The sequence below is a fragment of the Pseudomonas sp. TH07 genome (assembly GCF_016651285.1).
Classification (GTDB): domain Bacteria; phylum Pseudomonadota; class Gammaproteobacteria; order Pseudomonadales; family Pseudomonadaceae; genus Aquipseudomonas.
In genome coordinates this window covers 6,141,467-6,168,369 of the sequence record NZ_JAEKED010000001.1, presented here as the reverse complement: position 1 = coordinate 6,168,369, position 26,903 = coordinate 6,141,467, and the positions used below count along the sequence as shown (strand labels likewise).

27 protein-coding genes are annotated in these 26,903 nt (G+C 57.1%); 14 read left to right on the top strand and 13 right to left on the bottom strand.

The window, feature by feature from the left end:
- Positions 1-91: 91 nt before the first annotated feature.
- Positions 92-1,153, top strand: a complete 1,062-nt coding sequence (locus JFU57_RS28145; protein ID WP_242487558.1) for an ankyrin repeat domain-containing protein — start codon at positions 92-94, stop codon at positions 1,151-1,153.
- A 36-nt stretch (positions 1,154-1,189) separates the two neighbouring features.
- Here JFU57_RS28145 and JFU57_RS28140 read toward each other — a convergent pair whose 3' ends face one another.
- From JFU57_RS28140 to JFU57_RS28105, 8 genes are all read right to left on the bottom strand, one after another.
- The gene (locus JFU57_RS28140) at positions 1,190-1,516 is read right to left on the bottom strand and encodes a DUF2388 domain-containing protein (RefSeq protein ID WP_201131555.1); all 327 of its coding nucleotides are present in this window, start codon (positions 1,514-1,516) and stop codon (positions 1,190-1,192) included.
- Between the two features lie 143 nt (positions 1,517-1,659).
- Positions 1,660-2,304: a BRCT domain-containing protein gene (locus tag JFU57_RS28135; RefSeq protein ID WP_201131554.1), complete on the bottom strand. Its 645-nt coding sequence runs from the start codon at positions 2,302-2,304 to the stop codon at positions 1,660-1,662.
- A 474-nt stretch (positions 2,305-2,778) separates the two neighbouring features.
- Entirely contained in the window at positions 2,779-3,432 is a 654-nt protein-coding gene (locus tag JFU57_RS28130; RefSeq protein ID WP_201131553.1) for an epoxyqueuosine reductase QueH, read from the bottom strand.
- A gap of 67 nt (positions 3,433-3,499) precedes the next feature.
- Positions 3,500-4,009 carry a flavin reductase family protein gene (locus JFU57_RS28125; RefSeq protein ID WP_201131552.1) on the bottom strand — a complete coding sequence of 170 codons (510 nt, stop codon included), beginning with the start codon at positions 4,007-4,009 and terminating at the stop codon, positions 3,500-3,502.
- 112 nt (positions 4,010-4,121) lie between these two features.
- Entirely contained in the window at positions 4,122-5,156 is a 1,035-nt protein-coding gene (locus tag JFU57_RS28120; protein WP_078468631.1) for a methionine synthase, read from the bottom strand.
- A gap of 27 nt (positions 5,157-5,183) precedes the next feature.
- Entirely contained in the window at positions 5,184-6,167 is a 984-nt protein-coding gene (locus JFU57_RS28115) for a DUF1852 domain-containing protein (RefSeq protein ID WP_201131551.1), read from the bottom strand.
- A 472-nt stretch (positions 6,168-6,639) separates the two neighbouring features.
- Entirely contained in the window at positions 6,640-7,065 is a 426-nt protein-coding gene (locus JFU57_RS28110) for a hypothetical protein (RefSeq protein ID WP_078468633.1), read from the bottom strand.
- 10 nt (positions 7,066-7,075) lie between these two features.
- Positions 7,076-7,648, bottom strand: coding sequence for a hypothetical protein (locus JFU57_RS28105; protein ID WP_201131550.1), 573 nt, complete (start codon positions 7,646-7,648; stop codon positions 7,076-7,078).
- An 818-nt stretch (positions 7,649-8,466) separates the two neighbouring features.
- On the opposite strand from JFU57_RS28105, the gene JFU57_RS28100 reads away from it, so the two are divergent.
- The 12 genes from JFU57_RS28100 to JFU57_RS28045 all read left to right on the top strand — a co-directional run bounded on the left by JFU57_RS28100 (position 8,467) and on the right by JFU57_RS28045 (position 19,107).
- Entirely contained in the window at positions 8,467-8,913 is a 447-nt protein-coding gene (locus JFU57_RS28100) for an HIT family protein (RefSeq protein WP_078468635.1), read from the top strand.
- A 188-nt stretch (positions 8,914-9,101) separates the two neighbouring features.
- Positions 9,102-9,878: a hypothetical protein gene (locus JFU57_RS28095; RefSeq protein WP_238596105.1), complete on the top strand. Its 777-nt coding sequence runs from the start codon at positions 9,102-9,104 to the stop codon at positions 9,876-9,878.
- A 59-nt stretch (positions 9,879-9,937) separates the two neighbouring features.
- Complete coding sequence (locus JFU57_RS28090) at positions 9,938-10,315, top strand: ester cyclase (RefSeq protein ID WP_201131549.1); 378 nt, start codon at positions 9,938-9,940, stop codon at positions 10,313-10,315.
- A gap of 69 nt (positions 10,316-10,384) precedes the next feature.
- Positions 10,385-11,047, top strand: coding sequence for an iron-containing redox enzyme family protein (locus JFU57_RS28085; protein WP_020297374.1), 663 nt, complete (start codon positions 10,385-10,387; stop codon positions 11,045-11,047).
- A gap of 138 nt (positions 11,048-11,185) precedes the next feature.
- A complete protein-coding gene (locus JFU57_RS28080) occupies positions 11,186-13,018 on the top strand; it encodes a long-chain-acyl-CoA synthetase (protein WP_201131548.1) in 1,833 nt (610 codons plus the stop codon).
- A 144-nt stretch (positions 13,019-13,162) separates the two neighbouring features.
- Positions 13,163-13,525: a DUF2388 domain-containing protein gene (locus JFU57_RS33375; protein WP_242487560.1), complete on the top strand. Its 363-nt coding sequence runs from the start codon at positions 13,163-13,165 to the stop codon at positions 13,523-13,525.
- A gap of 400 nt (positions 13,526-13,925) precedes the next feature.
- On the top strand, positions 13,926-14,921 hold the full coding sequence (locus JFU57_RS28070; RefSeq protein WP_201131547.1) for an AraC family transcriptional regulator: 996 nt from the start codon (positions 13,926-13,928) through the stop codon (positions 14,919-14,921).
- Between the two features lie 145 nt (positions 14,922-15,066).
- The gene (locus tag JFU57_RS28065; protein WP_201131546.1) at positions 15,067-16,101 is read left to right on the top strand and encodes a DUF1254 domain-containing protein; all 1,035 of its coding nucleotides are present in this window, start codon (positions 15,067-15,069) and stop codon (positions 16,099-16,101) included.
- Between the two features lie 75 nt (positions 16,102-16,176).
- Complete coding sequence (locus tag JFU57_RS28060; protein ID WP_201131545.1) at positions 16,177-17,019, top strand: MipA/OmpV family protein; 843 nt, start codon at positions 16,177-16,179, stop codon at positions 17,017-17,019.
- Positions 17,020-17,033: 14 nt separating this feature from the next.
- Complete coding sequence (locus JFU57_RS28055) at positions 17,034-17,849, top strand: acid phosphatase (protein WP_201131544.1); 816 nt, start codon at positions 17,034-17,036, stop codon at positions 17,847-17,849.
- 14 nt (positions 17,850-17,863) lie between these two features.
- Positions 17,864-18,634, top strand: a complete 771-nt coding sequence (locus tag JFU57_RS28050; RefSeq protein WP_078468643.1) for a hypothetical protein — start codon at positions 17,864-17,866, stop codon at positions 18,632-18,634.
- Between the two features lie 53 nt (positions 18,635-18,687).
- Complete coding sequence (locus tag JFU57_RS28045) at positions 18,688-19,107, top strand: hypothetical protein (RefSeq protein ID WP_078468644.1); 420 nt, start codon at positions 18,688-18,690, stop codon at positions 19,105-19,107.
- A 212-nt stretch (positions 19,108-19,319) separates the two neighbouring features.
- Here the strand turns inward: JFU57_RS28045 and JFU57_RS28040 are convergent, their stop codons facing one another.
- The 5 genes from JFU57_RS28040 to JFU57_RS28020 form a co-directional block, all read right to left on the bottom strand.
- Entirely contained in the window at positions 19,320-20,342 is a 1,023-nt protein-coding gene (locus JFU57_RS28040) for an XdhC family protein (RefSeq protein WP_201131543.1), read from the bottom strand.
- 12 nt (positions 20,343-20,354) lie between these two features.
- A complete protein-coding gene (locus JFU57_RS28035) occupies positions 20,355-21,707 on the bottom strand; it encodes a c-type cytochrome (RefSeq protein WP_201131542.1) in 1,353 nt (450 codons plus the stop codon).
- 17 nt (positions 21,708-21,724) lie between these two features.
- The gene (locus JFU57_RS28030; protein WP_201131541.1) at positions 21,725-23,977 is read right to left on the bottom strand and encodes a xanthine dehydrogenase family protein molybdopterin-binding subunit; all 2,253 of its coding nucleotides are present in this window, start codon (positions 23,975-23,977) and stop codon (positions 21,725-21,727) included.
- Complete coding sequence (locus tag JFU57_RS28025; RefSeq protein WP_201131540.1) at positions 23,977-24,432, bottom strand: (2Fe-2S)-binding protein; 456 nt, start codon at positions 24,430-24,432, stop codon at positions 23,977-23,979. Before JFU57_RS28025 ends, JFU57_RS28030 begins: the two co-directional genes overlap by 1 nt.
- 87 nt (positions 24,433-24,519) lie before the next feature.
- The gene (locus tag JFU57_RS28020) at positions 24,520-25,452 is read right to left on the bottom strand and encodes an AraC family transcriptional regulator (RefSeq protein WP_201131539.1); all 933 of its coding nucleotides are present in this window, start codon (positions 25,450-25,452) and stop codon (positions 24,520-24,522) included.
- Positions 25,453-25,682: 230 nt separating this feature from the next.
- On the opposite strand from JFU57_RS28020, the gene JFU57_RS28015 reads away from it, so the two are divergent.
- Complete coding sequence (locus JFU57_RS28015; RefSeq protein ID WP_201131538.1) at positions 25,683-26,891, top strand: MFS transporter; 1,209 nt, start codon at positions 25,683-25,685, stop codon at positions 26,889-26,891.
- Positions 26,892-26,903 lie beyond the last annotated feature (12 nt).

Genomic DNA, 26,903 nt, shown 5'->3' with positions numbered 1-26,903 from the left:
GCACGAGCCTGCCCCCCAAAGTGATGGCTGTGACCAATGAAAGATTTGGTTTTATGATGACCGCCTTTTGATCAGGATGATGACCACCGCCATGGCCAAGCGTAAACGCAAGACACTGCCGAAGGATTTCGATCAGTTGCTGGAGCAGGGCTCGCTTGCCGAGTTGGTTGCCGTGTTCGAAGGGTGCGAGCTTGAAGCCACCGGCGGCTATAGCAAGAACACCGCGCTGGGCTTTTACAACTGTCCTGATGCGCTGGCCCGCTGGCTGGTGGAGCAGGGCGCAGCTATTGATGCCCGTGACACTTACCAACGTACGCCCCTGCACCATCGCAGTACGAGTTGGATCGGTGGCGTCGATCTGCTGCTGGATTTGGGGGCCGATATCGAGGCCCGGGATTACCAGGGCGACACGCCGTTGCATGCCGCGGCCAAGAGCCACAAGGCCGAGGCCATTGCTGCCCTGATCCGCCGTGGCGCCAATGTCGACACCAGGAACCGGCAGGGGCACAGCGTGCTGCATATCGCCCTGGTCACTACGCGCAACGCCGATATCGAGGCCACCGCGAACATCGCCGAGATCCTGTTGGCGGCAGGCCTGCAACGCGATGACAGCATGGTCGCCGAGGTGGAGCGCATCGGCCGTGAATTCGAGTTTCACCGGGCCTCCTTCAACCCGGACTACCTCGAGGCAACGCAAGCCGGCCTGGCCAGTCTCTATCGCCTGTTCGACGTCACTCCGGTTGCCTCGCGCAAGGTGCATGACGGGCAGTCTGCCATCGTGGTAACGGCCACTGGCTGGTTTGAACAGCATCAGCAATTGTGGGCGCTGCTGATTCCATCCTCCGGCGCGGCGGCGACAGTGCAGGGCGAGGTGATCCGCATCAGCGGCCGTATTTCCCAAGAGATTCACCACAACGGCTCGGCCAACTGGGATGCGGATTTCAAGGCGATGTTGACGGCCCTGGTGGGGCACCTGAGCAGTGCCGTGGCGCTGCCTGCTGCCGAAATCGATGAGGCTCGGGCGCTGGCTGCCGCTCTGCGCGGAGGGGACGATGACGCTGGGCAGACCGATCGTCTCTGTGAGTTGGCCGTGCACTGGGTGATTGCCAATCCCCAGCCATTGGCGTTGGCGGCGCCTGCCTACAGCAGGTAAGGGGGCTCGGGCGGGAGTCGGGCCTCGGCGGCGATTCTAGAAAGACGTCGCGATGGCAAGGGCCAGTTGCCGGTCAGACATCAGGGGCGGCGGGAAGGACGAGCGATAGTAGCGAGAGGCTTGTTCGAACTGCGCCCCACGGATTTCTCCGTCCGAACCAATGAACGCGAGGGCGTCACTCTTTGCCGGCTTGAACAGCTCCGGAATGTACGAGGTGGCCGCTGTGGTGCCTGCGACCACCACGAACGGAATCACCGTGGTGATCATCAGAGCAGCCTGGAACGGGTTATTGTTTTCCGCCGACAGGGCTTGAGTGCTGATAGACGCCAGCAGCGCGACTGCCAAAGGTTTCCATAAGTCCATTCCTCGATGCTTCCGTGTCGTCTGGTTGGGGGCGCCACGATAGCAGAGTAGGGCGCTGGCCAGAAACACGGAGCCCGGCACATGGCCGGGCTGGTTGATCGGTGGGGCGCTTGAGCCATTTCACGCTGTCCCGCCCGATGGGGTCAGCCAAAAAGAGCGCGTTGCCATTGTTGTTCACCGATGATGGCGATAGGGCTGCCAGCCTCTCTCAACTCGACCGCTTTCATGATCTTTGTTCCATAGCTGCTATGGCGCCATTGATCATTGCCAATGCTGCCAACGACCAGATAATGAATTTTCTGGCTCACCGCGCCGCCGATGATGCCGCCACGCTCCTGCACCCTTAGTTGGCAGTCTTTTCGCGGCCCGTAGGCCATGATTCCAGTGAACACGAACACTCTTCCATCCCAGGCAAGATCGGGTTCGGGACGATTGAAGGGAAGGTCGTTGGGGGCGCTGAAGGTTTGATCACTGGCCTTCGGCTTTTCGGTACTCAGGCCGGAAAAGCTCTGCAGCAGCCCGATAAGCTCAAGGGATTCCTCGGCATCCAGCACGCCGTCCAGGAGCATGTTGGAGAGCCGTGAATACAGCAGGTTGATCACCGGGTCATCGAGGTGGACGAGGTTGGTTTCAAGCCAGTCCCTGAGGAACAACCCTTCAGCAGTTGAGACCACGCCGTCAGCGGCAAGACCTGCTGCCAGGCCGACGAGGGCGTCAGCTGAGCGCCTGTCTATCCGTGAACCATGGAAGTATTTGCTGCGTTCGAATTCGTTGTGAATGTCGGTCATGTGAACTCCTTTTCTGAATGTCGTGTCGTTGCGACGAAAATCCCTGTAGGGCCAAAACAGAAGCCTATCCAGCCTGGGCCGATGGTGGTCCAGGCGATTGACGCTTTTGCGAGTCGACCCGATTGCACCGTTCAACGCCGGCGGGTGATCACCGGCTATGTGGTCATTTGGCGAGCTGGGATTTGAGCCGCTTCGGTGACCAGCGCACCCTCTCTTCCGTACGAGGCGGGCCATCGGGCCATAGAGTGCTCCTTTGCAGCTCCATGTCCAATGTTTCTCCCTCAAAGCACCCACTGCATGTGCGTTTCAGATGACGCCAAACGCTCCAGTGAAGGCTTGGAAACAAACGCCACCACGCCAACGAAGGACTGATCGTTGAGCACCTTTTTCAGGGCGCTCGTAGGTCAAGAATGCCTGCTGAGGCTGCGGCATAAGGCGCTGTATCAAACAAACCCAGGGCGCGCTGCGAAGCGATCATTCATCGTCCCCGTAGTAGTTGACGCCAATGCGGATGATGTCCCGCCCCTGGTCCTTGCGATGGTGGTTGGTGTCGCGCAGGGAGTAAATGCAGCCACAGTATTCCTGCTGATAAAAGCGTTCGCGCTTGCTGATCTCGATCATCCGCGCCGAGCCGCCCCCCTTGCGCCAGTTGTAGTCCCAATAGGTGACACCTGGATACTTTTGCGCGCTGCGGATGCCGCTGTCGGTGATTTGCTTCATGTCTTTCCAGCGCGAGATACCGAGGGAGCTGGAAATCACACTGAAGCCGTTTTCATAGGCGTAGAGCGCGGTGCGTTCGAAGCGCATATCGAAGCACATGGTGCAGCGCACGCCGCGCTCGGGTTCATGCTCCATGCCTTTGGCGCGTTCAAACCAATTGTCTTTATCGTAATCGGCATCGATAAACGGCACCTTGTGCTCTTCGGCAAAGCGGATGTTCTCATCCTTGCGCAATAGGTATTCACGCTCAGGGTGAATGTTCGGGTTATAGAAGAAGATGCTGTAGTCGATACCCGAGGCAGTGATCGCTTCCATCACTTCTCCCGAACAAGGTGCGCAGCAGGAGTGCAGCAGCAACTTGTCCGCGCCGTCGGGAAGGCTCAGTTGAGGCCTTTTGATGTCTGTCATGACCGTGTGTCCTGGGTATAAAGTGCTCCGGTAGCCTGTCGGCCAAGAGGGCAGGGCAGCTCAGCGCTCAAACCGCGCGGTGTGCGGCGATGTTGCAATAGTGTCCTTTGAAATACAGCAATGGCTGCGTAGCAGCAGCTTCCTGCAGATTCAACGCCTTCACTTCACCAATCACGATCAGGTGATCACCTGCGGCGTGTTCGGCGTGAATTTCGCAATCAAGCCAGTGCAGGCTGCCGACAATGATCGGATTGCCCAGCGGCGATTCCTGCCATTCGACTCCGTGCCACTTGTCCGTGCCGCGCCGAGCGAACTGGTTGGAAATCCTGACCTGCTCACCCGACAGGATGTTGACGACGAATCGACCTGCCTGGCGGATTTTGGGATAGCTGGCCGAACTCGACATGACACTGAATGACACCAGCGGCGGGCTCATCGACACGCTATAAAACGACTGGCAAGTGAAGCCAATCGGCTCGCCATCAAGGTGTGAGGTAATCACCGTGATACCGGATGCGTAGTGCCCGAGCGCTTCGCGAAAGCTCAATGGCTCGATAGGGGGGGCAGGAAGTGACATGGAAAATCCTAAATATTGGGTGCAACTCGAAAGTGCCAAGGAAGGCCTGAAGCAACTCGGTAGTTTTTCAAGACCGCATCAATCCCCCTGTACACCCCCTTGCGACTTTGGCTCAGTACGGGTTCGAGAGCTCTCCGCGGACAATTTCTGCTCCGGCACTTAACGCACTCAGCTTGCCCCGTGCAACTCGGCGAGATAAGGGAGCCATGCCACAGTTGGTGCAAGGATAGAGCTTGTCGGCATCTACAAACTGAAGCGCTTTACGTAGGGTATTGGCTACTTCTTCGGGTGTTTCAATGGTGTTGGATGCCACATCAATGGCCCCGACCATCACTTTTTTACCTCGAATGAGTTCAATGAGATCCATCGGCACATGAGAGTTGTGACATTCCAGTGAAACTATATCGATGCTGGATTTTTGCAGCTTGGGAAAGGCCTCTTCATATTGTCGCCACTCTGACCCCAGAGTCTTTTTCCAATCGGTATTGGCTTTGATGCCATAGCCGTAGCAAATATGAACAGCCGTCTCACATTTAAGACCTTCAATTGCCCTTTCCAGGGTGGCCACCCCCCAGTCGTTCACCTCATCAAAGAACACGTTAAAGGCGGGCTCATCAAATTGGATAATATCAACACCGGCAGCCTCTAATTCCCTGGCTTCCCGATTGAGGATTTTGGCAAACTCCCAAGCCAGTTTTTCGCGACTTTTATAATGGTTGTCATAAAGCGTATCGATCATCGTCATGGGGCCTGGCAGCGCCCATTTAATGGGTTGCGTGGTCTGCTGCCGCAGGAACTTGGCATCTTCAACAAAAACGGGCTTTTGTCGAGTCACCGCACCTACGACCGTCGGTACGCTGGCATCATAGCGATCACGAATTCTAACGGTCTCGCGTTTCTCAAAGTCTACGCCGCTGAGGTGTTCAATAAACGTAGTTACAAAGTGTTGGCGGGTTTGTTCGCCATCACTGACAATATCAATGCCGGCTTGTTGTTGTTCTTGCAATGCCAAACGCAAGGCATCCTGTTTGCCCTCGATCAATTCCTCATTTTGCAATTTCCAGGGTGACCAGAGTGTCTCAGGCTGTGCAAGCCAAGAGGGTTTGGGCAAACTGCCGGCAGTGGAGGTGGGCAATAGTTTTTTCATGATAAATGACCTTGTGATTTTAATGAGTCAAAGCGCGTAATTGGCAGACCACTGCTCTAGAACGGTCTGGTAGGGTTTGATGAAGTTTTCCTCAACAAACTTGCCCTGCTCAATAGCCAGGCGGTTACGTTCTTCTCGATCATAAACAATCAGCGTTAATGAATAATCCTGGTGTTGCAAGCTAGGCTGATAGGATTTTCCGGCCGCTGAATTCGCATTATAAATCTCAGGGCGGTAAATCTTTTGGAAGGTGTCCATCGTGCTGATGGTGCTGATTAGCTCAAGATTGGTGTAATCACTAAGCAAGTCGCCTGAAAAATAAAAGGCCAAAGGCGCGACACTGTTTGCAGGCATGAAGTAGCGAACTTTCAAGCCCATTTTCTTGAAGTAGTCATCAGTCAAGGAGTATTCATCTTGCTGGTATTCAATACCCAATACAGGATGCTGGTTTTCAGTCCGGTGATAGGTCTTGCTGCTCGAAACGCTCAGGCATATGACAGGCGGTTTATTGAAGTGGTCTTTGTAGGTGTTTGAGTTTACGAAACTCTTGAATAGCTTTGCATGCAGATCTCCAAAATTATCCGGAGTGCTGAATCCTGGCTGATCCTTGTTGTGTCCCAACAACAGCACGCTAAAGTCATAATCTCGCACATAAGAGGAGAAGTTATTGCCTACGATGCCCTCAAAGCGTTCATTGGTCTTTCGGTCAACGATGTTTGTTTTCAATATTTCAATCAGGGGGATGGCGTTGCCACTTCTCTCAACATCGATATCCATCTCGACGGAAATGATTTCAAGCTCGACAGTATAACGATCGCCTTTGGGATTATCCCAATGCGCCAAGGCGTTGAAGCGGTTGTCAATCATCCTCAGGGTGTTGCGTAAATTCTCTTGGCGGCTCTTTCCTCTGGCCAAGTTGGCAAAGTTGGTAGTGATGCGCGTATTTTCGGAGGGGTGATAATTTTCGTCGAAATAAATGCTTTTAATGGTAAATGTAAATTCTTTGCTCATTATAATCTTGCGCCTTAATTTCTGAGGTAAAGCATTGATTTTTATGGCTTTATACTCAGTGATATTTGTATTATCTGTAATTAGGGCGTATTTTATGCTGAGCCAATGCTTGAGTGAAAATGAATTGATTTCACTAAATCGTTAGCCATATTCATGATGTGTTGTACAGCCAGTCGTAAAAGACCCTGTCACGCAGATGGGGAGTGGCACGGCAGTGGCCGAGTTGAGCGGGATCTTTGTTTGAACGCACGAACACCGGGCTTGTCCGTACGCTAGCTCAAGGAGAAAAGCTCGGGAGTACGAGTCGTTGACCCAACGTCAACAAACTGGAAGTGTTGCAGTTATTGGAAATTGGCATATCCGTGTCAAAGCTGGGCAAAGACTTCTGACGTCCCGCCAGACCATTATTGGGATTAGCGGGAAAGCCAAGGATGAAATTTATCAGGTATCCCTTCAGCACCTATAAAAGATACTAAAAGCTTGGGGGAACATAAGGAATATTTTGGCATTTGCCGTGAAATATTTCCCCATTCTGAATTTTGAAAAGCACTATTTTTCTGGCTTTATTGACCGTCGCTTCAAGTGTGCAGTCGGAACTATGACCGACATTCTCGTAATACTCGGTATAGGTCAAACCGTTCGCTCCCGGTGTCAAGGAAGTTCCGGCCGCTTCAGTGGTCGACCACTGAGATGATTTGTACCACGTCATTACGACAAGTGTGCCTGCGTCAGGACTTTGCGTTGCCTTCATCGTATCGGGCCTGCCAAAAAAATTAAGCGCCTCCTGGGCATCGCGACCTTCCCAACGATTTTGAGCAATGACGGAACAGCCACTGCTGATCATTATGCTTGATATTGCCAGTATTAAAGAAAGCGGTTTAATCCATTTATTTGTCATGGTTTTTAACTTATCTGGCCTTTGCGGGTGGGGGGTTGTCTAGCATCTGCTCCAACTCTTCCATTGGGCTCTTTGGCGGTGCTTGTAACTCGGTGATCATCCCAAGCATTTTCATCTGATCGAACTTGCCCAACGACAGCATGCCGTTGAAGACTCGATCCTGGGGGTTGCACACAAAGGCAAATGTATATAAAAGCGCCTTGTCATCCAACGTATGCCATTCATTGGAGACTTTCAAATCCCGGCGTGCGTTGCTCGCTCTCTCTATTGATGTTCCTTTAAGAAAGCGCGCTCTGTGCTTGGAACACTGGACTTCAACTGAATAGACATCCGCCAATGGCTTGGCTGGGTCGGCGAAAACCTGGTTAACGTTTACTGACTGAAACCCATCCGCCGCTTGACTTCGTGGCGTCATGGAAGTGAGATCGGCGACAAACACTATGTTGTTTTTGCCCGTGCCTGTGCTAAAGACACTCCACCAGTCGCCAATGGGATTCGCTTTGTCAGCTATCGCTGAAGTGGAGGCTGTGAGCAGCAATGTGAGTGTTATGACGCCTTTATTTAATCTTAAAAATTCTGACATGCTGCGTCCTACCTCCTGGAATATAAATTTGACATCTGTTTGCATGAAGAAATTAAGTCATCACGCTAAAAATTTAACCAGCCAACCAAGTGGCTTGCCCTGGCGATAGTTTGTGGTCAGCACGATGCTGCCATGCTCGTAGCGTTTGGTGATGAAGTTAAAAGATCAAGTCAGCTTCATTACGACCAAAAATCAAATAATACATTTCATCGATCATCATCAGCTTCGAGCGTTGAACTACCCAGGCAAACAACGCCGCTAGTGATGCCGTGCGACCCGTTGCAGCGTCAAATTGGCAGCAGTAGTCGGGACTATGATTGTCGCAGGAGCGAAGAGTCAACTAGCACACATGTGCTATTCCATGCGCTTAAAGCAACTCTGAAAACGACCTCTCGATCTTGTGAAATTCCCACCACGCACAAACGAAACAGTGGGCCTGCTTGGCTAGGGGATTTTGGTTTCGGCGGTCAAAAAAGCAGGCCCTTGCACCTGGCTGAGGCGGGGGGTTGGCTACCACAACGGACGTTATAGAAAGCGGGGAGGAGTGGGGTGTCAGGGAGGTCGCTCCTTGAGCATCGGTACGGATACAAAAGTCACCCGTAAAAAACTCAGCTAAATCAATCAATTAAGTGTTTTTCAAGAATTCAGGATACAAAACATTTCAAAACTCCCGTGTACAGGTGCGGAATGCCAAGCGTAATTTCACCCTCAAGCTGTGCGGTCAACGCTGTTGGGTCTGCAATGGAATTCAGCCTGTAGCATCCCGGATCTTCATGCCTTCACCGGGTTTGCACCTACAACAATAGAGGGAGCTATCCGTGAACTGCATTTTCTGTGCAATCGCCAAGAAAGAATCACCGGCTGCCGTTGTCTACGAAGACGAGCAGTGCCTGGCATTTCTCTCCATCCAGCCGATTACTCCTGGCCATGTCCTGGTCATTCCCAAGGCCCACGCAAGTGGCCTGGGTGATATCCCTCCTGAAACCTGTGGCCACATGATGCGTGTGGGTCAACGGGTGGCGGCCGCCCTGCGTGAAAGCGGCTTGAGCCTCAACGAACAACCCTGTGAAGGTATCAACCTGCTGCTGTGCGATGGCGCTGTGGCTGGGCAAACCGTGGGGCACGCACACCTGCATGTGCTGGCCCGCTTTGTCGGTGATGGTTTCAACCTGGGGCATGCGGACCTGCCACTCGCGACGCCCCAAGTGTTGGGCGAGCGCGCAGAGCAGATCCGTCGAGCCTTGACCGCGCTGCCACCGGTTTAACTGTAAGTTTCTTTTAGTTTAAAGGCACGCCCGTAATAAGAGGGTTGGGTGCCTTGCTGTGCGCAGTCCGTAAATCATCAACTTGTAGGTGTCTACGCAAGGAGGCGAAGCTATGTATTGTACTGTGGAAACTTAAGTTGCGCTGGGCTGAACTAAATACTACAGATCACAACAAGAAGGGGGTTCTCATGCCGTCACTCGCCAGTAATAAGGCTGCCTTGCCTTCGGCAAGTATGCAGTTGGTAAAAGATGATTCAGCCGGATCGGCCATCTACAGTTTCTATGATTCAGTACTTCAAGAGTTGTGTCAGTCTGACAAGGTTAAAGTCAGGCAAGTGGTTACTCCTGCACAGTTTATCGAGCTGTCTCGTGCCCGCAGTCGGTTGTACGGGCAACGAAAGATTTACTACAAAACGCTGTTTGGTAACTCGGTCGATGAAAGCGTCTGCCTGGATGAATACGATTCCCGTTCTTACGTGTTTGCCTTTTATTATGACGGTGAAATTATCGGCACCCAGCGTATTACGCCTTTCCCTCATGAGTCGGGCGAGTTCATCAGCCATGAACAACTGGTGCAGTTCTCCGGGCCCAATTACGAGCGTGAATGCGTTGAACTCTCGCGACTTATTGTCGACAAGCATTCCCCGGTCAAGAACGTGGTCAACGGATTGGCCATGACTGGCGCCTCGCTGGTCGCCCTGGAAGGCGGCTACAAAACGTTCATCACCTACGTAAAGCCGAGGCTTGCGCCAAAGTTTGACAGCTTCGTCTTTGATCAGGACGGTATTTTCTTCCAAATCAAGGCTCGCGGCGATCATTACTACGCCCTGTACAAAGGCGATCTGTTGCCGTCGGTCACGCCTTTCTTCGGCCTGCAAAGCTGCCCCGCAGACCTGAAGGACGTTGATGACTTGATTCGCTACACCTTGGCCGCCCGTACCGCTATGCACTCACTGGCGGTATGAGCATCCCCAAATAACGACAACATTGAGGTTGATCCAAGATGGAAGCCAGGAACAAAGAAGTGGTTATCGAGTTTTACGAGCGCATGTTTGGCCAGCGTGAACTGGCGGTCGCCGATACATTGATTGCCGAGGAATATGTACAACACAATAACGTATTTATTCCGCCGCGCCGGGAAGGCTTCAAGACCTACTTTACGCAGTTCTTCAAGACGTTCCCCGAGTCGGGTACCAGCATTGAACGGGTCTGTGCGGAAGGCGACTATGTGTTCCTGTATGCCAAACATTGGGCCAAGCACAAGTTCTTCACCGTGAATTACAAGGTGATCGATATTTATCGTGTGGAGAACGGTGTGCTGATGGAACACTGGGACACTATCGAAGGCTTGGGGTTCTTCTCCAAATTCATCTACATCATTAAGTCCGTGTTGCGCCTGTAAGTCCGTGTTCGCCTGAAAGTAAAAAAAGCGTCATAAGCGATTTATCAACCCCCCAAGGAAGAGAGTGAAATGACTGAAGTGACCGAGTTTCGCAAAGAGCTGAAAGCCGTCTGTGATGCCGAATGGGAAAAGATCAAGGTCGGCCGTTTTTTCCAGATGATGAAGCGCCCAGAGTTGCAGCGTGAGCTCTACATCAAGTCGATTGTTCAGGTGTATCACTACACCAAGAACAACGCGATCAACCAAGCGGTGGCGTGCTGGAACCAGGACCACAAAAAGGTCGGCTTGCTGCGCTTTGCGATGAAGCATGCGCTGGAAGAACTGGGCCATGAAAACATGGCGTACAACGACCTGATCGCCATTGGCGTCGACAAGTCCGAGTTCGAAAAACCAATGCTGCCGGCCACCGAAGCGTTCTACGGCTACCTGGATTTCGTCTCTGTATGCCGCGGCATCATTCCACGGCTGGGCTACAGCTTCTGGGCCGAAGACTGCTACGAGCACCTCGAGCCATTGATGGACGTATGCAAAAACCATCTCAAGCTGACCGATAAAGAACTGACCTTCTTCGTCGCCCACGCGATCATCGACGAGAAACACTCCGAGCAAGTCAACGCAGCCATCGACCGCTGGGTCGAGACCGACGAAGAAAAAGAGGCGGTCAAACAAGTCGCACGCACCACGGTTTACTTGATGGGCAAGATCCTCGAGTCGGTCGCCGACGAGTTCTAAGTCTTGGCAACAGGCGTCCTCGCGCACCCCGCTGCGTGAGGACTTTTTTACATGGCGTGCACAACAATAAAAACGATCGGTTGGTCATGGCGCTTGTCGAACCGCCTGGCTGCCACGGTCAATCCACTAGGAGGTGCCATGAGTAGCAATAGCGACATGATTACCTGGGGCATGATGCTGCGCAAAATCCCCTCGATCACCCGAGCCATTCCTCGGCTCGTCAGGGGAGTCAAAGCGTCCAAGCTCAAGGTCGATCAGCCCTGCGGCCTGGGTTGGGCCTTCGAACAGGCGGTTGCGCGCAACCCTCAGGGACCGGCGCTGCTCTACAAGGACAATCGTTTCAGTTATGAACAGGTCAACCAGTGGGCCAACCGTTTCGCCCATTACTTACTTGCCCGTGGCCTGAAAAAAGGCGACGTGGTCGGCATCTTTATTGAAAACCGCCCGGAATTGCTGGTCAGCGTGCTGGCCGTCAGCAAGATCGGCGGTATCTGCGCCATGCTCAACACCTCGCAGACCAAAAACGTCCTGATCCACAGTTTGAACCTGGTCAATCCCTCGGCGATTATCGTCGGCGAAGAGTTGGTGCCATCCTTTGACGCGGTGCGTAACGACATCGCCATCGATGAGCTGAGCACGTTCTTCCTGGCTGACACCGATACCACTCGCGATGCGGGCATCGCGCCCGAGGGTTACGTCAACCTGACCCGCGTCAGTGAAGAGCACTCCACCGCCAATCCGGCGAGCACCCAGCAGGTCTATTTCGACGACGCTTGCTTCTACATTTACACCTCCGGTACCACCGGTTTGCCCAAGGCTGGGGTGTTCAAGCATGGGCGCTGGATGAAAGCCTACGGCAGCTTCGGCATGATCGCCCTGGATATGCGCCCCGATGACATCGTCTATTGCACCTTGCCGCTCTATCACGGCACCGGGCTGTGCGTGAGCTGGGGCTCGGCATTGGCCGGCGCCTCGGGTTTCGCCATCCGCCGCAAATTCAGCGCCAGTCAGTTCTGGGATGACGCGCGCAAATTCAAGGCCACCACCATTTGCTACGTCGGTGAATTGTGTCGTTACCTGATCGACCAGCCTCCCGCGCGCAACGATGGCGACAACCCGGTGGTGAAGATGATTGGCAACGGCCTGCGCCCAGGCGTGTGGATCGACTTCAAGACTCGCTTCAACATCGAGCGGGTCTGCGAGTTGTATGCCGCCAGTGACGGCAACATCGGCTTTACCAACATCCTTAATTTCGACAACACCATCGGCTTTGCTCTCAACACCTGGTCGCTGGTGGAGTACGAACACGACACCGGTGAGCCGCGGCGCGGCGCGAACGGTTTCATGCAGAAAGTCGGCAAGGGTGGCCAAGGCTTGTTGCTGGCCAAGATCGACGACAACGCCCCGTTCGACGGTTACACCGATCCGGAGAAGAACAAAAAAGTAGTGCTGTACGACGTTTTCGAAAAGGGTGATCGCTACTTCAACAGCGGCGACTTGATTCGCGATATCGGCTTTGGCCACGCTCAATTCGTCGACCGCCTGGGGGACACTTACCGCTGGAAGGGCGAAAACGTCTCCACCACCGAAGTCGAAAACATCATGGTGCAACACCCCCACATCGCCGAAGCCGTGGCCTACGGTGTGGAAATCAAAAACACCAACGGTCGCGCCGGCATGGCCGCCATCACCCCAACGGCCCCGCTGGAGCAACTGGACTTTTGCGACTTGCTGCGCTTCGTCAAAAGCCAGATGCCTCACTACGCGGTCCCGATGTTCCTGCGCATCAAGACCTGCATGGAAACCACCGGCACGTTCAAATACCAGAAAACCAAGCTAAAGACCGAAGCCTTCGACCCCAGCCAAACCGGCGAAGACCCGGTCTACGCCTGGCTACCGGGCACCGAAACCTACGTGCGCGTGACCGAGCAGGTGCTGCAGGACATTCATGGCGGCAAGTTCCGCTATTGAAGGGCAACTGCGCGAGGGTTAAACCACAAGGCCGGCATCACTAAGTAATGCTGCTCACTTAAGCGGAGCAGCATTGCTGGATGCCTGGGCAGGAAGGCGGTAGATTCAGCCCCCAAAGGATGAAACACACCTGTGGAGTGGATTTTGCGCAAACTGATTGTTGTGCTTGTGCTCGGTTTTTCGTGCAGTTTTCCCGCCATTGCGGGTGATGGCAGGGCGGTCGAAGTCTCGGCCTTTGGAGCGATTGTTTCATCGAGCCTTGCTGTGACGCTTTTCCCCGTGACGCTGACCGAAGACAGTCAAGAAAGTAGTCGGAATAGTTCAAACAGAGGCGACCGAAAGATAGTTGCCGCTCGCAATGATGCTGCAGCTTTCGTCGCGAGTGATGGCGTTATTAGAGGCGCAAACCTGGAGGCGGCATTCGAGGTTTTACGGACTCAGAATGCGATGGGTACAGTCAGCGACATCGATCTGGCTGAAGCCGTTCTGGTTTACCAATTGCGCTAGAAGAATGACGTTTCGATGACGGGTAGCCAGCCCGCACGGGGCTTTTTCGTCTCACGCACCCCTGGTGTGTGGTTCGCTAGTGCGAGCTGTGCAGTGTCGAGCCGCGCCCGGTATGCGTCGTGGTCAGCGATGTTTGAATATGCTTCCGTTGGTGCGCTGGCCGGTGATCGTCATGCCATCCATTTCCCACACTTCGGTGCGGGTTCTGAGCACTTACCGACGGGCCCCTTTCTCTTCTAATACCTGCGCTGCCATCTGTCCGGCCATTCGCTCTGGATCGACCATGGTGGTTAAGACGCGCTTATAAGCGCGAGTTTGGTAAAAAATTTGCTAGTGTTTATCCGCGTGATAACCAGACGGTTTTCAAGAGCATTGCCTTTAAAAAAGGGTGCGGATATCCATGACGAATGCGACGCCAGCCATCAAGCTCAGCACACTCAGGCAAATTGCCCCCTATCTGAGTATGCGCGGGGTGTCGCCACTGGAGTTCTTTCGGCGCTTTGGTATTTCCCCGCATGTTTTTCAAAACCCTGAAGCTTGGGTATCGCGAGCGGCCTGCTTTCATATCGCCAATGAAATGGCTGCCGTCGCACAGGACCCCTTCGGCGGAGCGATGATTGGGCACCTGACCGATGTGCGCTCAACCGGCATGTGGGGCGAGTTGATATTGGGCTCGACCAACCTCGCTCAGGCGTGTGCAGCGGCGGCGGTCCATACGAACCTGGTGCATCAGGGAAGCGAAGTAAAAATTGTCACCGAAGGCCGCACGGCGAAACTGATCCAACATTTTACCGGGCACCACGGGGCTGATCCGAAGCAGGTCATTTTCGGCACTCTGGCGGTGCTTAGAAAAGTGCCGCTCATGTCCGGCGCGCCCGGCGCTATACGGGTGTATCTAAAAAACTCGAGAGAGCGAGGCGACGAGGCGCTTGAAGAGTACCTGGGCCCGAACCTGGTCATGAACGCTGAGTACAACATGATCGAATTTGATCGTGAGTTGCTCGAGATTCCCCTGCAGCCTGTTCGAGATGTTGCCTGGAAAACCACCCAAGCCTTGAAGTCGACAGCTGACACCGCTGACGTGCTCGTCCAGCAGATCGCGAATCAGGAACTTTCCAAACTTGTCACTGTTTCAAGAAAGATTGGACTGTCTGCTCGAACCCTGCAGCGGCGCCTCGAATATTGCGGCATCGACTTCGACGCTTTACGTGACGAGACCCGTCGCAGTGAAGCCCTGCAGTTGATTGCCTGCGGCAGATACAGCGCGACCGAAATTGCCTACATGGTCGGCTACAGCGATCCAGCGCACTTTACGCGCGCCTTCAAGCGTTGGACGGGAAGCCCGCCGTCTCAGTATCGCGCCCTCTTGAAACAAGACCGGAACATCCTCGTTTAAGCCCTCTCCCAAAAAATTGGCCTCTTTGCGCGGCGGCTTTCTCGTACGCGCTCGCATTGCTTTTGGCACCAAATGGCAAGTTTGCGCCAAGGCGTTCTTATACAGTCAAAAAATCAACGCCAACTAATAAAATCAAGGGGTTCAAATGTCCCATTCATCCACGGCCAGCATCTTTGCCATGGCGCTGGTCGCTGCTGGAAGTGCTAACGCTCAGTCATCGCCAGAGGCGGCGATACCGGTGGGTGTCGATAACTTTATCCGTGCCGAGTCCGACCTCTACTTGGGGAAAATGGTGGCGAGTGGCAGTTTGGGCCGGTTTGTTCACAGCCGCGAAGCGGTACCCATCGACGCCCAGAATGTGGTCCGGATGAATCGGGACACACTCTATTCGTCAGCCGTGTTCGATCTCGATGCAGGCCCCGTCACCATCACCTTGCCAGAGTCTGGCGGGCGGTTCATATCGATGGCGATGATCAATGAAGATCACTACGTGCCCTTCGTTACGTACGGCGCCGGGAGTCGGACACTGACCAAAGAGGCCGTCGGCACACGCTATGTATTTGTTGCTGTGCGCACGTTCTTCGATCCCGCAGATCGCCAAGACCTTGAACAGGTACATGCACTGCAGGATGCAATCACGGTCAGCCAGGCCAGGGTGGGGGAGTTTGTAGTACCTAAGTGGGACCAGGCGAGCCAGACAAAGGTGCGTGAGGCCCTGGAGGTCCTGGGTTCGACGATTCCTGACTACAACCAATCCTTTGGCCCCAAGGGCACGGTCAATTCAATCCATCATTTGATCGGCACAGCAACGGGGTGGGGTGGGAACCCAGCCAAGGACGCTATCTACCTCGGCGGCGTGATGCCTGAGAACGATGGGAAAACCGTTTACCGGCTCACAGTTGGAGATGTACCGGTCAAGAGCTTTTGGTCGGTCAGTGTTTATAACGCCGACGGTTATTTCCAGAAGAACCCCTTTGACGCCTATTCGTTGAACAACCTCACCGCCAAAAAAAGTGCGGACGGCTCGATTGTTATCCAGTTCGGCGGTTGCGACGCGAGTATCGCTAATTGCCTGCCTACCCCACCTGGCTGGAACTACACCGTCAGGCTTTATCAGCCGAGCGAACAAATACTGAATGGCCAATGGCGCTTCCCGAAGCCGCAGCCCGTCGCGCTCTGATTCATCACGCCTGATGTTTATAACTCGGCATAAACGCCCATCAATACGTGTTGTTTACACCAAAGGAAGGAAACGATGACCACCACCGGCGGTTCAAACTTTTTCAAGTATCAAGCGACGCTCATGATAAGTGCGACCCTTGCGTTTTCGATGGTGTTGCCTGTTCACGCAGACGATTCAGGTGAACCCTCCGTGACCGTGGGTGGCGGACTCGCCGTTGGCCCGCTGTATGAAGGTTCCTCACACTACGCCTCGTTCCCGTCACTGAAACTCAAAGCGGTTTTGCCTACTGAAAACTGGGGCAAGTTCACCGCAGCCTTCCCGGACGGACTGCGCTGGGACTTGCCGGGGTTGTCGCCTTTCGGCATCGCCCTGTTGCTGGGTTACGACCAGGGACGCAAGGAAAGAATCCACACTCTGGGCGGTCGAGATGACTACCTGAAGGGCATGGGCAACCTGGACAGCACCGCTCTTGTTGGAGCGGAAGCGTATTGGGTTCTGCCGGCCGGTCGTCTGTTTGTTCGGGGCCTGCAAGCCAGCCAGAGCCGCGACTACGGTGGCGAGAGCCTGGGGCGTACCGCGTTTCTGGAAGCCGGTTTCGCCACTGCATACGCGCTGTCTTCAACATTGACCCTGGACTCGACGCTGTACGGCACCTGGAGCAATGAGAAAGACATGATGGCGCGCTTCGGCGTCACCGCCCAACAAGCTGCGCGCACCGGCTTCGACGAGTACCACCCGGGTGGCGGCATGCGTGACGTGACCTTGAAGCTGGGCCTCACGTGGCAATGGCAACCACAGTTGGCACTGGAAGGCGGCATCAAGACCTACGCGCTGGTCTCTGATGCCCGCAACAGCCCGCTGACGGGTGAAAACGTGGGCGCAGGCGCCTATCTGAATGCCCTTTACCGGTTTTGATAAGGGAACACTCGATGAAAACAGTACATAAGCAGTTGGGGCTGGCCAGCCTGCTCTGGTCGGGACTGGTGCTTGCCGATGACGCGGCCACAAAGGTTACTGACCCTCACTTCAAGCTGGCTCCGGGTTATCTGAACTCGGCAGACTTGCCGCTGCGCCTGGCGTTGCTGGGCGCCCCACCTAAGCCCGACTCTGCGGCGCTTGCACGGGATGAGGAGGCTCGGCGAGCAGCAGTGTCACTACGCGGTACGGCGCGGGAAAAACTCGCCGCGGCGGATGCAGAGCTGTCATTCCCGGGCCCGGCCAACGCATTCTCCTGCGCGATGGGCACCCCGATCAGCGAGAAAAGTACACCGCATCTCTACACCCTGATGCAGCGCACCCTGACCGATGCGGGAGGCTCCACCTATGCCGGGAAGAATGCCTACAACCGCACCCGTCCCTTCGTGGCACACAACGAAGGAACCTGTCGCAAAGACATGGAACCGCTGTTGCGCACGGATGGTTCCTGGCCTTCCGGCCACTCCGCCGCCGGTTGGGCCTGGGGCCTGTTGCTGGCCGAGATTCAACCTGAACGTGCAACCGAGTTGATGACCCGCGGGTTGTCATTCGGCCAGAGCCGAATCATCTGCAACGCACACTGGCAGAGCGACGTCGATGCAGGCCGCATCATGGGTGCTGCGACGGTAGCAAGCTTGCATAGCAATCCGGCATTCCTGGCGGATCTGGCGGCCGCGAAGGAAGAGGTCAAGGCCGCGCAAAAAGCCGGTTTGAAGCCTGCAGAGGACTGTGCGGCCGAGGGCGTGGCGCTCTCGCTGACTCAGCACTGATCGGGGGAAGCACCATCATGTACCGTGACAACCCTCCCTCGGCTCTGCTGCGAAAGCACGCACGTCTGGCCCTACTGGCTAGCGCCTGTATCTGCGTCGGGCCCGCCATGGCGGCAGACAACGATGACTGGACGTTCAACGGCGGACCTTATGTATGGGGCGCAGGCATTCGTGGACACGTGGGTCATAGCAGCACTGGAACCCAGTTCATAAAATCCGATTTTTCCGATATCGCCAAGACGGTCGATATGTCGGTGATGCTGATGGGGGAGGCGCGTCGGGGTCCCTACAGCGTGCTCGCCGACCTGATGTACATCGACACCGACACCCGCAACCGCTTGCCCGGGGGCGCCAAACTTGAGGTGCAAAGCAAGACCGCCTCCGGGTTCCTGGGTGGCGGCTACACAGTGTTGGGCGATGAAACCCGTCGACTGGAAGTCGCCGGTGGCGTACGCGTCTGGTACAGCGGTACCACCCTCAGCTTCCATGGTGGACCGCTTGGTGGCTTATCGGGCTCTGATAATGCGACCTGGGCAGACGCCATGGCGGGCCTGCGTGGGCACTATGCGGTGAACGATCGATTCTGGTTGTCGTCCTGGGGGATGGCGGGCGCCGGGCAGTCTCGGGAAGACTGGGATCTGGCAGCGCTGGCAGGCTGGGAATTTTTGCCCGGCTTTTCGGCGGTGGTCGGTTACCGGGCGATGGGGGTGAATTATCGCCATGATGGCTTCGTCTACGACATCGTCCAGAAGGGGCCTTTGCTGGGGATCAGTGGGCGCTTCTGAAGCCTTATATCGTTTTGATTTCACTCGAAAGGACTGTCGCGGAGACCCGGCATATGGTTCAAGAATTCAACCACCACCGTGAATGGATGGCAGCGCTTGATAAGTACGAGAAACTGCTGATTGAAAATCCCAGTCTCCGCTGGGAAGAGTTGCCGGGCGATCAGCACACCCGTATGGCACTCGGACTGTACAAGCTCAAGTGTTTCGCCGGGCGGATGCTCGAAGGCGATACGGCAATCTGGGCCAGACTGGAAGCCATGGACCAGGTCCGGCTCCATTTGATTAGCGAGCATCACTGGACCCTGCATGACGTGCGGCAGATACAGGACGAAGAGGATTTTGTGTTCCTGCTTCATGATGAATTGGAACAGATGAAGCTGACCAAGCAAGAGGCTGAACCTGTTCGCCAGTGGACGGATCATCTTGGGACACGGGCGGAGTACCAGCAGCACTATCGGGATTGCGCTTCATAGGGGGGCTCGATATCGCAACTCGCGCCAGTAGCAAGCCTTGCGCGTATACCCGGCAGCCCAGCTTTCGCGGGTAGCGTCACTCTGCCAGCCAATAATTGGCTCGTGTGCGCCAGCGACTCAACGAAGCGGCTCAAGGCTTCAGTGACTACTGTGGGTTTGCGCTGCAGGAGTGTTGAGGAATAGGCGCTGGGCATCGGCAACCAGGCATAGCTCTACGAGGATAACGCCACAGACTCGATGGACTGTTTAGCTTGGGCGATGCTGAGCCCACTCGGCAAGCTCGCGCCATTCTTGGCCGCAAGGATCTCGGCCATCACGCTGACGGCGATTTCTGCAGGCGTCTTACTGCCAATGTAGAGGCCGATTGGCCCGTGCAGGCGTTCAAGCGACGCCTCGGTCTCACCAAAATGCTCGATCAGGCGTTCGCGGCGCAGCTGGCTGTTGCGCCGCGAGCCGATGGCGCCGATGTAGAATGCTGGGCCGTGGAGGGCTTCGAGCAGGGCCAGATCATCGAGTTTGGGGTCATGGCTCAACGCGACGATGCAGGTGCGCAGATCCACCGCGAAGTCCCGTACCACGTCATCCGGCATGCCAACGATGCGTTCCACGCCGTCTACCGCCCAGGTCTCGATGTACTCGGGACGCGGATCGCACACCGCCACCTTGAAACCATTGAACAACGCCATGGTGGCCAGATACTCGGCCAGCGCACCGGCACCGATCATGAGCATCCGATAGCCTGGCCCCAGGGTATTGAGCATCTGCGAATCATCGAAGCTGAATTGCTCCGGCGTCGCGGTCGACTCAAGTGCGACCTGACCGGTCGCCAGCGCCAGGCGACGGCGAACCAGTTGACCGGCGTCCAGTTGCACCAGCAACGCGTCAAGAGACTGCCACGACGGGTTGAACTCAAGGATCAGTTCAAGCGTGCCACCACAGGGCAAGCCAAAGCGATGCGCCTCATCGGCGCTGACGCCATAACGCACCACTTGCGGCGCGCTGTCGCGAAAACCGTTGCCGCCATGGGCCGTGGTATAGCGATGGATCAGATCGTCTTCGATGCAGCCACCTGACACGCTGCCCACCACGCGACCGTCGTCACGCAAGGCCATCATCGACCCCGTCGGGCGTGGCGAAGAACCCCAGGTGCGCGCCACCGTGGCGAGCAATACACGCTCGCCGGCGGCTAGCCAGCCCCGCGCGGTGCGCAGAACCAGCAAGTCGATGCTTTCCATCAAAATCTCCTCTTAGCGCATGTGCAGGATGATCGGGCTGCTGCTGGCCGGGTCGGTGTGTTCACGCAGTTTGCCCACCGTCTGCGCATCAACCGCACTGCCCTGATTGCCCCAGGTGCTGCGCATGAAGGTCAGCACTTCGGCGATCTGCTGATCCGACAACTGCTCACGGAAGGCCGGCATGCGATAAGCGTCCGGCACGCCGGCAGCCACCACACGTTGCGAACCATTCAGGGTGATGTTGATCGCCGAAGCGCTCTCCTTGGCCAGTGCAGAGGTGGCGCCCGCCAGCGGCGGCATCCATTCAGGTTGTCCCTTGCCGTCCAGGCCGTGGCACGAAGCACAGAGCGTCTCGTAGGTGTGGGTGCCAGGGGCATTCAGACGCGTCGCTGCCGAGGCCTCTTGATACTGCCAAGGCTGCCCGTCGCGCTGGCGGTCGCCGGGCAATGACTTGAGATAGCGGGCAATGGCCGTCAGGTCGTCATCGGTCATGAATTGCGTGGAGTTGTTGAAGGCTTCGGTCATCGAACCGTAGACCACCGCGTGTTTGTTGCGACCGGTCTTGAGGAACTGCACGATCTCCGGCTCGCTCCAGCGGCCCAGGCCAGTATTGTGATCATCCCGCAGGCTCGGCGCGTACCAGCCATCAAGCAAGGCACCCGCGAGGAACGGCGTGCCGGATTCATCCAGTGCCTTCTCGTTGAACGCCAGGCCACGCGGGGTATGGCAACTGCCGCAGTGCGCTGCGCCTTGAACGAGGTAAGCGCCACGGTTCCACACGTCATCCTGCGACGGTTTGGCCACATAAGGCTCGGCGTCGACAAACACACCGTTCCACAGTGCAATCGGCCAACGCAGGTTAAGGGGCCACGGAATCGCACTTGGGATGTTCGCCTGTTTCACCGGCGCCACGCCTTTCATGAAGAACGCATACAGCGCACGCACGTCATCGTCACTGAGCTTGGCGTAGGACGGGTAGGGCATCGCCGGATACAGACGGCGACTCTCGGGCGCCACGCCGTGGCGCACGGCCCGGTCAAAGTCCGCCAGGCTGTAGTGGCCAATGCCGGTTTCCGTGTCCGGGGTGATATTGGTCGCATGGATCGCGCCCAGCGGCGTGGCCATTTCCAGTCCGCCAGCGAATGGTGCACCGCCCGGCACGCTGTGGCAGGCCACGCAATCGCTGAGTCTGGCGACGTATTCGCCGCGGGCGACTAGCGCGGGGTCGATGTCGGCCACGGCGATCGGATGGTTTTCAAGGCGCGAGACAGGCTCGCGGGTGGCGTACCAGGTCAGCAGGCCTGCCGCGACCAGGCACGGCACCCCCAGCCAGCCAGCGGTTCTTGCGAATCGACTGTTATTCATGAACGCTCCGGCGCTGATCAGGTGAAGGTGTGTCGGCTCATGGGCAGGCTGCGCACCCGCTGGCCGGTTAGCCTTGCCACCGCATTGGCGACGGCGGGCGCCACGGCGGGCAACGGCGGTTCGCCGATACCGCCCATTTTTTCCCCGCTCTCGACCACCCGCACGTGTACCCGAGCCATCCGCGCAGGCGGCAGGATCGGATACAAATCGTAATTGCGCGCCCGGGGTTTGCCATCAATCCACACTGACTCCTCCACCAGCGTCTGGGACAGCCCCAGCGCCACGGCGCCATTGACCTGAGCGTCGACAATCGCCGGATTGACGATGCTGCCCGGGTCAATCGCCTGCCAGATGTCGTGCACCTTGACCTGGCCGTTCTCGATGGACACCTCGGCGATCACCGCCGTCTCTGTACCGAACGGCGAAGCCATGGCCACGCCGCGCGCACGTCGGCTGCCATCCTCGGCAGTAAACGGCCCGCGTTTCCAGCCGCCCGACAGCTCACCCACCGCCTGCAGCAACGTGGTCAGCCGTGTGTTGTCGCGCAGCAAATGCAGGCGCAGGTCGAACGGGTCCTTGCCACCCTTGTCGGCCAGTTCATCAAGGAACGATTCATAGAAGAAGTCGTTGAGGGAATTGCCCACCGAACGCCAGTAACCGAGCATGGCCGGACCTTTGACGTAGATCTGTGCGATGCGCTTGTTGGGGATCGCATAGGACTTGCCCGACAACCCTTCAAGCGCCGTCGGATCGAGCTTTTCACCTTGCTTGCCAGCGAGGGCTTCGGTCGGGCCTTCGGTGGCACTGATCGCTTCGATTGCCAGCGGCCAGCCGTCGCTGTCCAGCGCAGCGCGGAAATTCACTGCGGCAACGGGACGGAGCACATCACGCAGGAACTCTTCCTCACGACTCCAAATCAGTTTGACCGGACGGCCAACCGCCTTGGACAGCGCGATCGCCTGAGGGTAGGGACTGGCCGAGTCGTAGAGAAAATGCCGGCCGAAGAACCCGCCCAGCAGCGGCGAATGCAAGGTGATGCGCGACGGATCCAGGCCCGTGCGTTTGGCGATGTCGGCACGGAACATGTCCGGCGCCTGATTCGGCAACCAGACTTCCAGCGAGCCGTCCGGATTGAATCGGGCCAGTGCAGAAGGCGGTTCCAGTTGGCCGTGGTTCAAGTATTGGTTGTGGTACGTGGCGTCGACCCGGGTCTTGGTCCCCTTGAGAATCGACGCCGCGTCGCCTTCATTTTCATCATCTTTGGCGGGGCCTTTATCTTCAGCCAGGCGCTTGAACCAGGCATCGCTGGAAAAGTCGGCGGGCATCGGCCGCACGTTGCTGTCGGCCGTTGGCTCCTGCCAGTCGACCTGGATCGCCTCGACGGCACGTTTGGCGTGCCACCAACGCTCGGCGACCACCGCCACGGCGCCCGGCAGACGGTGCACGGAATGCACGCCTTTCATCGCCTTGACCTGGTCTTCGTTGCGCAGGTTGCCCACCGTCATTCCCAGGCGCGGGGCATGTTGCACGGCAGCATGCAGCATGCCGTCGACCTTCAGATCGATGGTGTAAAGCGCCTTGCCCGTGGACTTGTCGTAAGCATCGATGCGCTTCACCGGTTTGCCGATCCAGCGGAACGTGCTCGGATCACGCAGTTGCACGGAGGCCGGATCGGGAACCGGCAGATCCATCGCGCGTTCGGCCAGTTCACCGTAGGCCAGCGAGCGCCCCGATTTGGCATGCACGACTTTGCCTGGCTCGGTGCTCAACTCGTGCACTGACACCCCAAGCTGCTGCGCGCCCGCCTGCAGCAGCATGGCGCGGGCAAGGGCACCGAGGCGGCGCATGACCGGGTAACTCATGCGCACCGACATGCTGCCGCCGGTGATGCGCATGCCGTTCTCCATCACCACATAGGCCTCGCCGGGCGGGGCGGCTTCGACCAGAAAGGTCGCCGGGTCGGCATCCAGTTCTTCACCGACGATCTGCGCCATTGCGGTGAATGTACCTTGTCCGCCTTCCATGAACGGGCAGAGCAAGCGCACGCGGTTGTCCGGGCGGATCTCGAGAAACGCCGGGACCTGCGTGCCGCGCTCGGCCGTCGCCGTTGCTGCTGCAGCTTGCACGCGTGTCGCACCAAGTGGCAGACCAAAGCCGAGGACCAGTGCGCCGACGGCGGTACCGGTCAGAAAACGTCTGCGCGAAACATTGATCGGTTCGTGCAGGTCCAGTGCCGAGGCGTGCTGTGAAGGGTCGATATGAACGTTCATCACGCATCTCCCTTGGCGGCAAGTTCATGCACGGCGGCATGAATGGCGTTGTAAGTGCCGCAGCGGCACAGGTTGACCATCGCCGCCTCGATCTGCGCATCACTGGGTTTGGGGTTGTGTTTGAGCAGCGCGGTGGCGGCCATGACCTGCCCGGACTGGCAGTAGCCACACTGGGCGACCTGCAGATCGACCCAGGTCGAGACCACCCGTTTGCCCACTTCATCGGCTTCGATGGCCTCAATGGTGGTGACCTCGCGGCCGACCACGCCAGCCACCGGCGTGACGCAGGAGCGCACGACGTTGCCGTCCACCAGCACCGAGCAGGCGCCGCATTGCGCCAGGCCGCAGCCGTACTTGGTCCCGGTCATGCCCAAGTCATCGCGGATCACCCACAGCAAGGGCGTATCGGCGTCGGCATCGACCTGATAGGTCTTCTGGTTGATTCGAAGTTCCATGGTTCACCCGCTTGATCATCGGTTGACGTGCATTGTTATGAGCGGTGACACGCGGCGAGGCGCATCACCGGTGACGCTGGTTTTTGTTCAGTTCGCTGCGGTGCCGAGTGCTTCTGCCTCGTATGGCTGCCCACGTAGAAGCGCAATGTCACGACTCGGCGCGGTGCCGAACAGCCGGCCATATTCGCGGCTGAACTGCGAGGGGCTTTCATAGCCGACTGCAAATGCAGCCCGCGAGACGTCCAGGTGCTCCATCAACATTAGTCGACGAGCCTCGTTCAGCCGCAGCCATTTCGGGTACTGCAGTGGGCTCATGCCGGTGAGCTGACGGAAATGATGGTGAAAGGTAGGGGCGCTCATCTGCACCCGTGCGGCCAGATCGTCGATGCGCAGGGCATCGGTGTAGTTGACCTTGAGCCAGTCGATGGCCTTGGCGATGCGATAACCCTGACCATCGACGGCAGTGATTTGTCGCAGCCGCGCGCCTTGATCGGTATGGAGCAGCCGATAGTGGATTTCTCGCAGAATCAGCGGCGCCAGGACCGGGATCGCCTCGGGTTCATCCAGCAATGCCAGCAGGCGATCGAGCGCGCCCTCCAGAGCAGAAGACAGGCTGCCAATCCCGGCGCCCGTGCCCATTGATTGCTGGCGCTTCGCAGGCAAGCCGCTCTTGGTGATGACCTCGGCAAGCATGCTGATATCCAGTTTCAGTACGAGACCGACACAGGGCTGTTCGGGACTGGCAAGCATCACTTCGGAGTTGGCGGGCAGGTCCAGTGAGGTGACCAGAAACCGTGAAGGGTCGTAGTTGTAGCCCTCGCCACCGACCCACAAGCGTTTTTCGCCGCGACCCACGAGAATCAGGCTGGGTTCTACCATGCACACGGCTGGCGGCGCCGGCTGGTCGCGACGAAACAGCGACAGCCCGGGTATGGCCGTGGCGAAGTCACCCGGTGCGCTCACGCGCGGGTCAATGTTCAACGCCAAAGGCGATTCATGGCGCAGAGGGGTATCGATCATGTCAGGTCACTCCTGTTGATCGAACTCTAATCCGCGCAAGAGACGTTTCCTATCCATCACCCTGCATCCCCAGAGGATCAGGCAAGCATTCAAGAGGAATGCACTGGGGAAGGGCCGGATTGACCGGGAGAATGTGTCTATCTGTTACAGCGGCAGTGCCCGAATGGGCGACAAACGGCTTGCCCCTGCGCATCACACCCACTCGTTTTTTTGCACCACAGGTAGTTCCCATGACGTTTCCTTCTACAGAGCCTTCTAAAAGAACAGGCGGCTGGAGCGCAGTGCTGGCCATGTCGTTGGCCGCATTCGCTTTGGTCGCTTCAGAGTTCATGCCCGTTAGCCTGCTGACGCCCATCGCGGCAGACCTGCACATCACCGAAGGCCAGGCAGGGCAGGGTATTTCCGTGTCCGGTGCCTTTGCATTGATCACCAGCCTGCTGATTGCCTCGGTTGCCGCTCGCGTTGAACGGAAGAAGTTGCTACTGGGCCTGACCTTACTGATGATCGTCTCCGGTACGGTCGTCGCGCTCGCGCCGGGCTATCCCTCATTCATGTTTGGGCGTGCCCTGATCGGGATCGCGATCGGTGGTTTCTGGTCATTGTCGGCGGCGACTGCAATGCGCCTGGTGCAGCCTGATCAGGTTTCCCGGGCGCTGGCCATCGTCAATGGCGGTAACGCTCTGGCGACGGTCATCGCCGCGCCGGCGGGCAGTTTTCTTGGCTCGTTGATCGGCTGGCGCGGTGCATTCTTCTGTGTGGTCCCGATCGCAGTGCTTGCCGCCGTGTGGCTGCTGATAAGCCTTCCGTCCTTCAAGGCCGAGCGCCAGGCAGGCAGCGGCAACGTTCTGCGGCTGATGAAACAGTTGCCAGTCGCCTTGGGAATGGTCGCCGTCAGCGTGTTTTTCATGGGCCAGTTCATGTTGTTCACCTACCTGCGGCCATTTCTCGAGGGCGTGACTGGCGTCAGTGTCTCAACCTTGTCGTTGATGCTGCTGGGGCTGGGACTGGCAGGTTTTATCGGCACCTTTCTGATCGAAAGGTTTATGGGCCGCGGCCTCTATCGCACGTTGAGCGTCATCCCGCTGATCATGGCGGCCATCGCGCTGGCGTTAGTCAGCTTCGGCAAATCACCGGTACTGACCGCCGTGTTGCTCGGACTCTGGGGACTGGTTGCGACGGCCGCACCGGTCGGCTGGTGGACATGGCTGGCGCAAACGCTTCCGGATGATGCGGAAGCCGGAGGCGGCTTGCTTGTGGCCATTGTCCAACTGGCGATTGCCGGAGGCGCGATCATTGGCGGTCTGGCCTTTGACCTGAGCGGTTACAAAGCCACCTTCGAGCTCAGTGCCGCGGTGTTGGTTGCGGCGTCAGTGCTTGCCTGGCTGGCGGGTCGCAATGCCACGCAAGTTCATCTTGTCGAGTCGAGCGCGACAGCCTGACGTGATCAGCCG

Excerpts from the sequence above, each read along its gene's own strand:
- JFU57_RS28025 (WP_201131540.1), bottom strand. The coding sequence starts at position 24,432 with ATGGAACTTCGAATCAACCAGAAGACCTATCAGGTCGATGCCGACGCC.
- JFU57_RS28035 (WP_201131542.1), bottom strand. The coding sequence starts at position 21,707 with ATGAATAACAGTCGATTCGCAAGAACCGCTGGCTGGCTGGGGGTGCCG.
- JFU57_RS28105 (WP_201131550.1), bottom strand. The coding sequence starts at position 7,648 with ATGTCAGAATTTTTAAGATTAAATAAAGGCGTCATAACACTCACATTG.
- JFU57_RS28070 (WP_201131547.1), top strand. The coding sequence starts at position 13,926 with ATGACGAATGCGACGCCAGCCATCAAGCTCAGCACACTCAGGCAAATT.
- JFU57_RS28065 (WP_201131546.1), top strand. The coding sequence starts at position 15,067 with ATGTCCCATTCATCCACGGCCAGCATCTTTGCCATGGCGCTGGTCGCT.
- JFU57_RS28120 (WP_078468631.1), bottom strand. The coding sequence starts at position 5,156 with ATGAAAAAACTATTGCCCACCTCCACTGCCGGCAGTTTGCCCAAACCC.
- JFU57_RS28055 (WP_201131544.1), top strand. The coding sequence starts at position 17,034 with ATGAAAACAGTACATAAGCAGTTGGGGCTGGCCAGCCTGCTCTGGTCG.
- JFU57_RS28085 (WP_020297374.1), top strand. The coding sequence starts at position 10,385 with ATGACTGAAGTGACCGAGTTTCGCAAAGAGCTGAAAGCCGTCTGTGAT.
- JFU57_RS28015 (WP_201131538.1), top strand. The coding sequence starts at position 25,683 with ATGACGTTTCCTTCTACAGAGCCTTCTAAAAGAACAGGCGGCTGGAGC.
- JFU57_RS28060 (WP_201131545.1), top strand. The coding sequence starts at position 16,177 with ATGACCACCACCGGCGGTTCAAACTTTTTCAAGTATCAAGCGACGCTC.
- JFU57_RS28045 (WP_078468644.1), top strand. The coding sequence starts at position 18,688 with ATGGTTCAAGAATTCAACCACCACCGTGAATGGATGGCAGCGCTTGAT.
- JFU57_RS28040 (WP_201131543.1), bottom strand. The coding sequence starts at position 20,342 with ATGGAAAGCATCGACTTGCTGGTTCTGCGCACCGCGCGGGGCTGGCTA.
- JFU57_RS28145 (WP_242487558.1), top strand. The coding sequence starts at position 92 with ATGGCCAAGCGTAAACGCAAGACACTGCCGAAGGATTTCGATCAGTTG.
- JFU57_RS28020 (WP_201131539.1), bottom strand. The coding sequence starts at position 25,452 with ATGATCGATACCCCTCTGCGCCATGAATCGCCTTTGGCGTTGAACATT.
- JFU57_RS28110 (WP_078468633.1), bottom strand. The coding sequence starts at position 7,065 with ATGACAAATAAATGGATTAAACCGCTTTCTTTAATACTGGCAATATCA.
- JFU57_RS28080 (WP_201131548.1), top strand. The coding sequence starts at position 11,186 with ATGAGTAGCAATAGCGACATGATTACCTGGGGCATGATGCTGCGCAAA.
- JFU57_RS28095 (WP_238596105.1), top strand. The coding sequence starts at position 9,102 with ATGCCGTCACTCGCCAGTAATAAGGCTGCCTTGCCTTCGGCAAGTATG.
- JFU57_RS28130 (WP_201131553.1), bottom strand. The coding sequence starts at position 3,432 with ATGACAGACATCAAAAGGCCTCAACTGAGCCTTCCCGACGGCGCGGAC.
- JFU57_RS28115 (WP_201131551.1), bottom strand. The coding sequence starts at position 6,167 with ATGAGCAAAGAATTTACATTTACCATTAAAAGCATTTATTTCGACGAA.
- JFU57_RS28030 (WP_201131541.1), bottom strand. The coding sequence starts at position 23,977 with ATGAACGTTCATATCGACCCTTCACAGCACGCCTCGGCACTGGACCTG.
- JFU57_RS28140 (WP_201131555.1), bottom strand. The coding sequence starts at position 1,516 with ATGGACTTATGGAAACCTTTGGCAGTCGCGCTGCTGGCGTCTATCAGC.
- JFU57_RS28135 (WP_201131554.1), bottom strand. The coding sequence starts at position 2,304 with ATGACCGACATTCACAACGAATTCGAACGCAGCAAATACTTCCATGGT.
- JFU57_RS28125 (WP_201131552.1), bottom strand. The coding sequence starts at position 4,009 with ATGTCACTTCCTGCCCCCCCTATCGAGCCATTGAGCTTTCGCGAAGCG.